At 65.6% G+C, this 10,634-nt stretch carries 13 protein-coding genes; 9 read left to right on the top strand and 4 right to left on the bottom strand.

The genetic code is table 11. The features are described 5' to 3' along the window. Nucleotides 1-4 precede the first annotated feature (4 nt). Together ACQR50_RS14535 and ACQR50_RS14530 are read right to left on the bottom strand one after the other, a co-directional pair. Complete coding sequence (locus ACQR50_RS14535) at nt 5-988, bottom strand: FAD binding domain-containing protein (RefSeq protein WP_428968853.1); 984 nt, start codon at nt 986-988, stop codon at nt 5-7. Next, nucleotides 985-1,521 carry a 2Fe-2S iron-sulfur cluster-binding protein gene (locus ACQR50_RS14530; protein WP_428968852.1) on the bottom strand — a complete coding sequence of 179 codons (537 nt, stop codon included), beginning with the start codon at nt 1,519-1,521 and terminating at the stop codon, nt 985-987. Before ACQR50_RS14530 ends, ACQR50_RS14535 begins: the two co-directional genes overlap by 4 nt. A gap of 114 nt (nt 1,522-1,635) precedes the next feature. Here ACQR50_RS14530 and ACQR50_RS14525 point away from each other — a divergent pair, with 114 nt between their 5' ends. Together ACQR50_RS14525 and ACQR50_RS14520 are read left to right on the top strand one after the other, a co-directional pair. Next, nucleotides 1,636-2,649: a glycerophosphodiester phosphodiesterase gene (locus ACQR50_RS14525; protein ID WP_428970713.1), complete on the top strand. Its 1,014-nt coding sequence runs from the start codon at nt 1,636-1,638 to the stop codon at nt 2,647-2,649. Nucleotides 2,650-2,662: 13 nt separating this feature from the next. Further along, complete coding sequence (locus ACQR50_RS14520; RefSeq protein WP_428968851.1) at nt 2,663-2,971, top strand: hypothetical protein; 309 nt, start codon at nt 2,663-2,665, stop codon at nt 2,969-2,971. On the opposite strand, the gene ACQR50_RS14515 is transcribed toward ACQR50_RS14520, so the two are convergent. Next, the gene (locus ACQR50_RS14515) at nt 2,965-3,678 is read right to left on the bottom strand and encodes an esterase/lipase family protein (RefSeq protein ID WP_428968850.1); all 714 of its coding nucleotides are present in this window, start codon (nt 3,676-3,678) and stop codon (nt 2,965-2,967) included. The genes ACQR50_RS14520 and ACQR50_RS14515 overlap by 7 nt on opposite strands. After that, on the bottom strand, nt 3,666-4,355 hold the full coding sequence (locus tag ACQR50_RS14510) for a TIGR02117 family protein (RefSeq protein WP_428970712.1): 690 nt from the start codon (nt 4,353-4,355) through the stop codon (nt 3,666-3,668). The genes ACQR50_RS14515 and ACQR50_RS14510 overlap by 13 nt, the downstream gene beginning before the upstream one ends. A gap of 20 nt (nt 4,356-4,375) precedes the next feature. Here ACQR50_RS14510 and phhA point away from each other — a divergent pair, with 20 nt between their 5' ends. The 7 genes from phhA (at nt 4,376) to sucD (ending at nt 10,582) form a co-directional block, all read left to right on the top strand. Further along, complete coding sequence (gene phhA / locus ACQR50_RS14505) at nt 4,376-5,245, top strand: phenylalanine 4-monooxygenase (protein ID WP_428968849.1); 870 nt, start codon at nt 4,376-4,378, stop codon at nt 5,243-5,245. A gap of 101 nt (nt 5,246-5,346) precedes the next feature. After that, complete coding sequence (locus ACQR50_RS14500) at nt 5,347-5,922, top strand: ATP-dependent Clp protease proteolytic subunit (RefSeq protein WP_428968848.1); 576 nt, start codon at nt 5,347-5,349, stop codon at nt 5,920-5,922. 110 nt (nt 5,923-6,032) lie between these two features. Further along, nucleotides 6,033-6,812, top strand: coding sequence for a succinate dehydrogenase iron-sulfur subunit (locus ACQR50_RS14495; RefSeq protein WP_428968847.1), 780 nt, complete (start codon nt 6,033-6,035; stop codon nt 6,810-6,812). Between the two features lie 219 nt (nt 6,813-7,031). Next, nucleotides 7,032-8,144 carry a cell division protein ZapE gene (zapE, locus tag ACQR50_RS14490; protein WP_428968846.1) on the top strand — a complete coding sequence of 371 codons (1,113 nt, stop codon included), beginning with the start codon at nt 7,032-7,034 and terminating at the stop codon, nt 8,142-8,144. A gap of 132 nt (nt 8,145-8,276) precedes the next feature. Further along, nucleotides 8,277-9,239: a malate dehydrogenase gene (gene mdh / locus ACQR50_RS14485; RefSeq protein WP_428968845.1), complete on the top strand. Its 963-nt coding sequence runs from the start codon at nt 8,277-8,279 to the stop codon at nt 9,237-9,239. A gap of 88 nt (nt 9,240-9,327) precedes the next feature. Then, a complete protein-coding gene (locus tag ACQR50_RS14480) occupies nt 9,328-9,618 on the top strand; it encodes a GIY-YIG nuclease family protein (RefSeq protein ID WP_428968844.1) in 291 nt (96 codons plus the stop codon). Nucleotides 9,619-9,697: 79 nt separating this feature from the next. Continuing rightward, entirely contained in the window at nt 9,698-10,582 is an 885-nt protein-coding gene (sucD, locus tag ACQR50_RS14475; RefSeq protein WP_042484035.1) for a succinate--CoA ligase subunit alpha, read from the top strand. The last annotated feature ends 52 nt before the right edge of the window (nt 10,583-10,634 follow it).

The raw sequence follows: 10,634 nt of genomic DNA, 5'->3' as shown, positions 1-10,634 counted from the left end.
GGGATCAGCCCTCCTGCGTCAGTTCACGGAGCGTCGCGACCAGGGTGCGACGCGTCAGCGGAATCTTGAAGTCGTTCGAGCCATAGCCCCTGGCGTCCGCCAGCAGCGCGTCGGCGGCGGCGTGGAAGGCGGCGTCGGTCGGCTCCTGTCCGACCAGCGCGGCCTCCACCGCCTCGTTGCGCCACGGCATCGGACCGAGCCCGCCAAAGGCGAGGCGCGCCGAGGCGATCTTGCCGCCCTCGACCGCGACGATCCCGGCGACCGAGACCAGCGCAAAGGCATAGGACGCCCGGTCGCGCACCTTGCGATAGGTCTGGCGACCTGCGGGCGCGGGGGGCAGTTCGACATGGGTAATCAGCTCGCCCGGCTCCAGCACATTCTCGATCTCCGGCGTGGCTCCGGGCAGGCGGTAAAAGTCGCCGATCGCGATCCGGCGGCGGTCGCCATCGGGCTTTTGCGTGACGATCACCGCCTCCAGCGCACGCATGGCGACGGCCATGTCGCTGGGGTGCGTCGCGATGCACTGGTCCGAGGTGCCGAGGATCGCCAGGATGCGGTTCTCGCCGCCGATCGCCGAACAGCCGCTGCCGGGCTCGCGCTTGTTGCACGGGGTGGCGGGGTCGTAGAAATAATAGCAGCGCGTGCGCTGGAGAAGATTGCCCCCGGTCGACGCCTTGTTGCGCAATTGCCCCGAAGCTCCGGCCAGCAAGGCGCGCGACAGCACCGGATAGCGCTCGATCACGCGGGCATCGGCGGCAAGGTCGCTATTGGGCACCAGCGCACCGATGGTCAGGCCGCCATCCTCGCGCTCCTCGATCTCCGTCAGGGCCAGGCGGCTGATGTCGATCAGCGTCTCGGGCGTCTCGACCTGCAATTTCATCAGGTCGAGCAGGTTGGTGCCCCCCGCGATGAAGCGTGCGCCCGGCACGGCTCCTTCACGGGTAGCGGTCGCGACCGAGTCGGCGCGGGCATAGTCGAACGGCTTCATGCCGCGACCTCCTTACCCACGTCTTCATTGGGATTGCGGTCGCCCAGGCCCGCCGCGTCGCGGATCGCATCGACGATGTTGGGATAGGCGGCGCAGCGGCACAAATTGCCGCTCATCCGCTCGGAGATTTCCTCCACCGTCAGTTCGGCCGCGCCCAAATCTTCGGTGACGTGGCTGGGCCAGCCCTTCTTCACCTCGTCCATCATGCCGACTGCCGAACAGATTTGTCCCGGCGTGCAATATCCACACTGGAAACCGTCGTGGCGGACAAAGGCGTCCTGAAGCGGGTGGAGGTTGCCCGGCTGGCCCAATCCCTCGATGGTGGTGATCTCGTCATCCTGATGCATCACGGCCAGCGTCAGGCAGCTGTTCACGCGGCGTCCGTTGACCAACATCGTGCACGCGCCGCACTGGCCATGGTCGCAGCCCTTTTTCGAGCCGGTCAGGCCCAGATGCTCGCGACACAGGTCGAGGAGGGAGGTTCGGACATCGACCTCGATGTCATGCGATTGACCATTGATTGTGAAATGCACGGGCGCATCCCCTTTGGGATTAGGAATGGATGAACAAACGCCATGAATTCCCTGCGTTTCCCGTTGCGAACCACTCTCATTGCCGCCGCGCTCGTCATGGGGCAGGGTGAGGCCATGTCCGCCGACGCCCCCAAGCCGCTTTCCTCGCCCCCCCTTTCGTCCCCGATCGTCATCGCGCATCGCGGGGCCAGCGGGCAGCGCCCCGAACACACGCTGGCCGCTTATGATCTTGCGATCCGCGAAGGCGCGGACGTGATCGAGCCCGATCTGGTGCCGACCAGGGACGGCCATCTCGTCGCGCGACACGAGAACGAGATTTCGGGCACGACCGACGTCGCCGCCCATCCGGAGTTCGCCGATCGCAAGACGACCAAGACGATCGACGGCCAGGCCGAGACCGGCTGGTTCACCGAGGACTTCACGCTCGCCGAGTTGAAGACGCTCCGCGCCCGCGAACGCCTGCCGCAACTGCGCTCGACCGCCTATGACGGGCAGTTCGAGATTCCGACGCTGGAGGAGATCATCGCGCTGGCGAAGACCCGGTCAAGGGAGACCGGGCGCACCATTGCCATCTATCCCGAGACCAAGCATCCGACCTATTTCGCCGGAATCGGCAAGGGCACCGACGCCCCGCTAATTGCCGCGCTGGACAAGGCGGGCTGGAAGACGGCCGATGCGCCGGTCTTCATCCAGTCGTTCGAGGTGAACAACCTCAAGCACCTCAAGACCATGACCGGCATCCGCCTGATCCAGCTGGTCGCGGGCGACGGCGCTCCGGCGGACAATGCCGCGCCCAGCTATGCCGCGATGATGACGCCCGAGGGCATGAAGCAGGTCGCGACCTATGCCTGGGGTATCGGGCCGGACAAGGCGATGCTGTGGAACGGCGATGCGCCTTCGTCCCTGGTCGCCGACGCCCATGCGGCGGGCCTTCGCGTCCACCCCTGGACCTATCGCGCGGAAAACCAGTTCGTGCGGGCTGGCTTTCGCAGGGGCGCCGATCCCAAGGCGCATGGCGATGTCGCGGGCGAAATTCGCGCCGCGCTGGGCCAGGGCATCGACGGTTTCTTCACCGATTTCCCGCAAATCGGGGTAGACACGCGCAACGCTTATCTGCGCGCCCGCTGAAAGACCCAAGACCATGCGTAACCTCGTCCTGAAACTCGCCGTCCTGACCCTGCCGCTGGCCGCCGGAGGCTGCGTCAAGACGGTCGCCAGCGTGGTGAAGGCTCCCTTCCAGGCGGCGGGGCAGGTGGTCGACTGGACCACGACCAGCCAGGACGAGGCCGACCGCAATTACGGCCGCAAGATGCGCAAGAAGGAAGCGCGCGAAGGCCGCGAGCGTCGCGAATATGAGAAGCAGTGCCGCAAGCATCCGGAGCAATGCCAGCAGAACCCGCAGGGCCAGCCCAGCCAACAGGGCTATGACGGCTATCGCGCCGGCTATTGATCGCTGACGGGCGGCGGCCATCCGGCGAGGATGGTCGCCACCGCTACCAGCACCTGCGGCCGGTGCTGAACCCATAAATGGCTGGAACGTACCTCGACCGCCGGGGTCGTGTCGTCGCGACAGATCGTGCCTGCGACCAGCCCGTCGTTCCGGCTCCAGATCGCGGCGGAAGGGCAGGGCAGCGGACCGGCAATCGCCGTCGAGCGCGCGATCACCGCCGGGTCGTCCACCCGCTCGCCGGTCAGCCGCTCGAACGCCCGCCAGACATTGGTCGCGCGGGGTGGCCCGGCATAGGGCGAAGCGATGGTGATGACGCCCGCGACCAGATCGGGGCGGGCCTGCGCCGCCATCCGCGCCATGATCCCGCCCAGACTGATACCGATCAGCGTCACCGGCCCCTGATCAGATAGCGACTCGAGGCGGGCGATCAGTCGTTCGGCCTCCGCCCCGACGCTGCGCACCCCACGGTTGCGGCCCAGCCCCCAGCCATGAACGCGGTAGCCCTTGGTGGCCAGATAGCGGCGCAGCACGATGTTCGACCCGTCGGTGTTGAACAGGCCGGGCAGCACCATCACCGTCCGCCCGTCTCCCTCCGGCGCGGCGGTCAGCAAGGCGCGGTGCCGCCACCAGGTCGCGCCCATCCACAGCGCGCGCGGCAATTCGGCGGCCCAGAGCGTCTTGGACGGCGGCGGGATCACAGCCACCACGTCACCGTCCAGGCAAAGGGCGTCCACCACCCCATCCGCACCCCCGCCGCCGCCAGTGCATCGCCGGTCCAGCTGTTGCAGGTATGGACCGCGCTGTACCGCCCGCTCGCCTGATAAAAGGCGTCATACACGTCATAGCCGGGATAGTGCGGGCCACCGCGCCGCCAACTCGCCTGGATGAAGGCGATCAGGTGGCGATAGGCCGCGGGCGACAGGCGGATCGCCCGTACATCGTCGCCATTCGCATGGGGCAGCGGCAGATGGTCGACATGGATCAGCGTCCGGTCGCTGCCCAGCGCGGCGTGCAGGATCGTGCTCGGCTTCACGTCACGCCAGTGCGGCGTCTCGCGAAAGAAACCCGCCTCGCCCCAGCCGATGGCGAGGAAGGGAAACCCGGCATAGCGCGGGTCGCGCAGGTCCTGCGGCAGTGCCCAGTCGCGCCAGTCCATCCCCGCCGCCTGTTTGGGTACGATGATCGCGGTGTGGATCGCGCTCGACTCGACGAAGATGGTGACGGCATCCGCGCCCGCCTCGGGCATCGGCGCGGTCGTCCGCGGGATCGCCCCGAGTGCCAGCCCCATGCCCAGATAGGCCAGCAGGATCAGGCCGATAGCGGCCAGCGCCCCCCTTGCAACGCGCCCCAGCCGTCGCCACGATATGGTTTCATTTGTCACCATCATCATGATAGGCTCTGCGAATGGCACAGGATACCCATGTTCTCGCCGCCCCGCCCGAGGGAGCCTCCGCAGACTGGACCATTCCGCAAGGATGGGAGCATTACACCGCAGAGGAACACGCGACCTGGGATACGCTGTTCGCGCGCCAGTCCAGGCTGCTGCCGGGCCGCGCGTCGGAGGCCTATCTGCGCGGCCTGGACGTGCTCAAGCTGTCGCGGCCGGGCATTCCCGATTTCGAGGAACTGTCCGAACGGCTGATGAAGCTCACCGGGTGGCAGGTCGTGGCGGTGCCCGGGCTGGTACCCGACGACGTGTTTTTCGACCATATGGCCAATCGCCGCTTCGTCGCGGGCAATTTCATCCGGCGGCCCGAGCAGCTCGACTATCTGCAAGAGCCGGACGTCTTTCATGATGTGTTCGGCCATGTGCCGATGCTCGCCGACCCGGTCTTCGCCGATTATCTTGCCGCTTATGGGCGCGGCGGGCAGCGGGCGCTCGGCATGGACGCGCTGAAATATCTGGGGCGGCTCTACTGGTATACGGTCGAGTTCGGACTGGTGCGCGAGGATGGCGACCTGCGCATCTACGGCGCGGGGATCGTGTCGAGCTATTCGGAAAGCCGCTTCGCGCTGGAGGACCCGAGCCCGAACCGGATCGGCTTCGACCTCGCCCGCGTGATGCGGACGGAATATCGGATCGACGATTTCCAGCAGAATTATTTCGTGATCCCGAGTTACGAGGACCTGTTGCGCACGACGTTGGAGACGGACTTCGCGCCGCTCTACGAGGCAATCAAGGCGTTGCCCGATATTCCCGTGGCGGCGATCGTCGACGGGGATGAGGTGGTGACGCGGGGGACGCAGGATTATGCGAAGGGAAAGCTGGGGTAGGTTTTTCCTGGCCTTCGACTTCGCGCAGCCGGAGCGAAGTCGAAGGCCACGCTGGAACCGCCGAACCGGAACCTTATCCCGCAACCCCGGTTCGCCATGTCATGCATGACCAGCCCAACAGAGCGGTGAAATACCCGTTGCTCGCCCAGCCCCATGTCCAGCTTTACGGCACGGTGGACGAGGCGATGTATGCCGGTTTCAAGGACCAGCTTGCCGCCGCGCCGACCGAGGGCCCGCTGGTCGTGTCGATCACCACGCTGGGCGGCGATCCGGAGATGGCGCGGGCCATGGGCGATTCGATCCGGCTGCTGCGCGACTATACCGGGCGCGAGACGCTGTTCTTGGGCAAGGTCGCGGTCTATTCGGCGGGGGCGACCTTCATGTCGGCCTTTCCGGTCGAGACGCGGTTCCTGACGCGCGGCACCCGGCTGATGCTGCACGAGCGGCAGATGTCGGGTTCGATCGAGCTGACCGGCCCGCTCACCAGCCTGCCCGCGATCCTGAAGGCCAAGCTGCATGAGATCGAGCAGTCGGTCCTGATCCAGGAAGAGGGCTTCCGCGCCATCGTCAACGGTTCGCAGGTGTCGTTCGAGACGTTGCGCGAAAAGGCGACCAGCAACTGGTATATCGACGCCGAGGAAGCGCGCGACCTGGGGCTGGTCCTTGATGTGATCTGACTGCGCGCCTAAATCGCGCGAAGACATTTGCGACAACCGGCCCTGTCATGTATCGGCTCTGCTAATCCTTTGCCGGTCCCGGGACCGGCCCATCCAGCGGGTTAGAGACCATGGCCGAATTTGCCCTGCCGAAGAACAGCGTCATCAAGAAGGGCGAAACGCACCAGGCGACCACCGGCGGCCGCCTGAAAAAGTTCAAGGTCTATCGCTACGACCCCGATTCGGGTCAGAACCCGCGCTACGACACGTTCGAGGTCGATCTGGACGAGTGCGGCCCGATGGTGCTCGACGCGCTGATCAAGATGAAGGCCGAGCAGGACAGCTCGCTGACCTTCCGCCGTTCGTGCCGCGAGGGCATTTGCGGGTCATGCGCGATGAACATCGACGGCCGCAACGGCCTGGCCTGCACCACCGCGATCGAGGATGTGAAGGGCACGGTCCAGATCACGCCCTTGCCGCATATGGACGTGGTCAAGGACCTGGTCCCCGACTTCACCCATTTCTATGCGCAGTACGCCTCGATCAAACCGTGGCTGCAGACCGTGTCGCCTGCCCCCTCGGGCAAGGAGCGGCTCCAGTCGCCGGACGACCGGGCCAAGCTGGACGGTCTGTACGAGTGCATCCTGTGCGCCTGCTGCTCGACCTCGTGCCCCAGCTATTGGTGGAACAGCGACAAGTTCCTCGGCCCGGCGATCCTGCTTCAGGCCTATCGCTGGCTGGCCGACAGCCGCGACGAGATGACCGGCGAGCGTATGGACGAGCTGGAGGATCCCTTCCGCCTGTATCGCTGCCACACGATCATGAATTGCGCGAATGTCTGCCCCAAGGGTCTGAACCCGGCCAAGGCGATCGCCGAGATCAAGAAGATGGAAGCCGAGCGGGTCATCTGATCCGGTTGCTTTCGATGAAAACGGAAAAGGGGGGTCGGAAACGGCCCCCTTTTTCCATTCTATCTGGTCCGCCAAACACCCTCACCCTTTCGGCGCTGACGCGCCTCCCTCCCTCTCCCGATGGGAGAGGGAAGGGGCCCGCCCGCTGCAAGCGGGTGGGAAGGGTGAGGGTGGAGAGGGGTTGACGCCAGCCACCCCAGGGCAGACATCGCCCCCAACATGCCCGACATCCTCAACGCCTATCGCCGCCTGGTCTCCGCCGAAGAGCTTCGCCCAGATCCCGAACAGGCCGCCGCCGCCGCGCGACTCGAAACCCTCGCGACCGAGCTGGAAACCCCGCGCAAGACCGGCCTTTTTGCCCGCCTGACGGGCAAGGGGGCGCCTGCCCCCAAGGGCGTCTACCTCTGGGGCGATGTCGGGCGCGGCAAGTCGATGCTGATGGACCTGTTCTTCGACCATGTGGCGGTCGAAGCCAAGCGCCGCGTCCACTTCGCCGAATTCATGCTGGAGGTGCACGCCCGCATCGCCACCGAGCGCGCCAAACAGGCGGGCGACCCGATCGCCCCCGTTGCCGCAGCCCTTGCCGAGGAAGTTCGGCTGCTGGCGTTCGACGAGATGATGGTGACCAACAGCCCCGACGCGATGATCCTGTCACGGCTGTTCACCGCGCTGATCGAGGCCGGGGTGACGATCGTCACCACCTCCAACCGGCCGCCCAGGGACCTCTACAAGAACGGGCTTAATCGCGAGCATTTCCTGCCCTTCATCGCGCTGATCGAGGCGCGGCTGGACGTGCTGGCGCTGAACGGCCCTACCGACTATCGGCGCGACCGGCTGGGGCGGCTGGACACGTGGTTGGTGCCCAATGGGCCGAAGGCGACGATGACGCTGTCGGCGGCGTTCTTCCGCCTGACCGACTATCCGGTCGAGGATGCCGCGCACGTACCCTCCGAGGATCTGAAGGTCGGCGGGCGCGTGCTGCATGTCCCCAAGGCGCTGAAGGGCGTCGCGGTCTTCTCGTTCAAGCGGCTGTGCGGCGAGGCGCGGGGGGCGGCGGACTATCTGGCGGTCGCGCGGCGTTTCCACACCGTCATCCTGGTCGGCATCCCCAAGCTGGGGCCGGAGAACCGCAACGAGGCGGCGCGCTTCGTCCAGCTGATCGACGCGCTCTACGAACACAAGGTGAAGCTGCTCGCCGCAGCCGACGCCCAGCCCGCCGAACTCTATGAAACCGGCGATGGCCGCTTCGAGTTCGAGCGTACGATCAGCCGGTTGGAAGAGATGCGGTCCGAGGAGTATCTGGCCCAGGGCCATGGCTCGGAAGGGGCTTAATCAACCCTTAATGCAATTGCGAACCATTATCGTTTAAAATCTTAAACTCTGTGGAATAACGGTTGCCCCGACGCCGCAATAGGCGTAGGCCGCGTGACCAATCACGTACGTCCACTACGGAGTAGGATTGGAATGGCTCGCAAGAAGATCGCGCTGATCGGCGCCGGTAATATCGGCGGCACGCTGGCGCACCTCGCCGCGCTCAAGGGGCTGGGCGATATCGTCCTGTTCGACGTCGTCGAGGGTGTTCCGCAGGGCAAGGCGCTCGACCTGTCGCAGTGCGGCCCGGTCGAAGGCTTCGACGCGAATATCAAGGGTTCCAACGACTACGCCGATATCGCGGGCGCCGATGTGATCATCGTCACCGCCGGTGTCGCGCGCAAGCCCGGCATGAGCCGCGACGACCTGCTCGGCATCAACCTGAAGGTGATGAAGGCGGTCGGCGAGGGTATCGCCGCCAACGCGCCCGACGCCTTCGTGATCTGCATCACCAACCCGCTCGACGCGATGGTCTGGGCGCTGCGCGAATTCTCGGGTCTGCCCGCGAACAAGGTCGTCGGCATGGCGGGCGTGCTCGACTCGGCGCGCTTCTCGCACTTCCTCGCCGAGGAGTTCGGCGTGTCGGTGAAGGACGTGAACACCTTCGTGCTCGGCGGCCACGGCGACACGATGGTCCCGGTCCTCGAATATTCGACCGTCAGCGGCATCCCGGTCAGCGACCTGATCGAAATGGGCTTCTCGACCAAGGAAAAGGTCGACGAGATCATCAAGCGCACCCGCGGCGGCGGCGGCGAGATCGTCGCGCTGCTCAAGACCGGCTCTGCCTACTATGCGCCCGCCACCAGCGGCATCGCGATGGCCGAGGCGTATCTGTACGACCAGAAGCGCATCCTGCCTGCCGCGGCGCACCTGTCGGGTGAGTATGGCATCGACAACCTCTATGTCGGCGTCCCCGTCGTGATCGGCGCGAACGGCGTCGAGAAGGTCGTCGAGGTCAAGCTGTCGGACGAGGCGAAGGCCAACCTTCAGGTCTCGGTCGACGCGGTCAAGGAACTGCTCGTCGCCTGCAAGGGTATCGATAGCACGCTGAACTGATCGTGTGTCCTAAGGTCCATTGTGTCCCCGCGAAGGCGGGGACCCAGTACTGGGCTCCCGCCTTCGCGGGAGCACAAGGGGCCTAGGGATGACCAAGGCCGGCTACGTCTACATCATGGCGAGCCGATTGAATGGAACGATATATATCGGTGTCACGAGCGATCTTGCGAAGCGGGCCTATCAGCACCGCAACGCCCTGATTGACGGGTTCACCAAGAAATACGGTTGCAGGTTTCTGGTCTGGTACGAAGCCCATGACGAATTGGACGGTGCGCGGCTTCGCGAACGCCAACTCAAGAAATGGAACCGGGAATGGAAGCTGCGACTGATCGAAGAGAAAAATCCGAATTGGCTCGACCTGTACGAGTCATTGTTTTGAGCGATCGTGCTCCTGCACAGGCTGGAGCCCAGGACTGGGTCCCCGCCTTCGCGGGGACACAAGGGAGTTGGGAGCTAAGATGAGCATCCTCGTCAACAAGAACACCAAGGTCATCACCCAGGGCATGACGGGTGAAACCGGCACGTTCCACACCCAGCAGGCGCTGGCGTACGGCACGCAGATGGTCGGCGGCGTGACGCCGGGCAAGGGCGGCACCGAGCATATCGGCCTGCCGGTCTTCAACACCGTCGCCGAAGCCAAGTCGAAGACGGGTGCCGACGCCTCGGTCATCTATGTGCCGCCGCCCTTCGCGGCCGACTCGATCCTGGAAGCGATCGACGCGGAAATCCCGCTGATCGTCGCGATCACCGAGGGCATTCCGGTCCTCGACATGGTCAAGGTGAAGCGCGCCCTGTCGGGTTCGAAGTCGCGCCTGATCGGTCCGAACTGCCCGGGCGTGCTGACGCCGGGCGAGTGCAAGATCGGCATCATGCCGGGTTCGATCTTCAAGAAGGGCTCGGTCGGCGTCGTGTCGCGCTCGGGCACGCTGACCTATGAGGCGGTGTTCCAGACCTCGAACGCGGGCCTGGGTCAGACGACCGCGGTCGGCATCGGCGGCGATCCCGTCAACGGCACCAACTTCATCGACGTGCTCGAGCTGTTCCTGGCCGATGACGAGACCCAGTCGATCATCATGATCGGCGAGATCGGCGGCTCGGCGGAAGAAGAAGCCGCGCAGTTCCTGCGTGATGAAGCCAAGCGCGGTCGCAGCAAGCCGATGGCCGGCTTCATCGCGGGCCGCACCGCGCCTCCGGGCCGTCGCATGGGCCATGCCGGTGCGATCGTGTCGGGCGGCCAGGGCGGCGCCGAGGACAAGATCGCGGCGATGGAAGCGGCCGGGATCAAGGTCGCGGCCAGCCCGTCGGAGCTCGGCTCGACGCTGCTGTCGGTGCTGAACAAGTAAGGCGTATCGCGTCACCCCGGCACAACCGCCGGGGTCCGTGGCGGCAGGCGGG

It is taken from the genome of Sphingomonas sp. Xoc002, assembly GCF_050408055.1.
GTDB classification, from domain to species: Bacteria; Pseudomonadota; Alphaproteobacteria; order Sphingomonadales; family Sphingomonadaceae; genus Sphingomonas; species Sphingomonas yabuuchiae.
The sequence above is the reverse complement of the archived record's forward strand: the minus strand, read 5'-3'. Positions and strand labels throughout refer to the sequence as shown.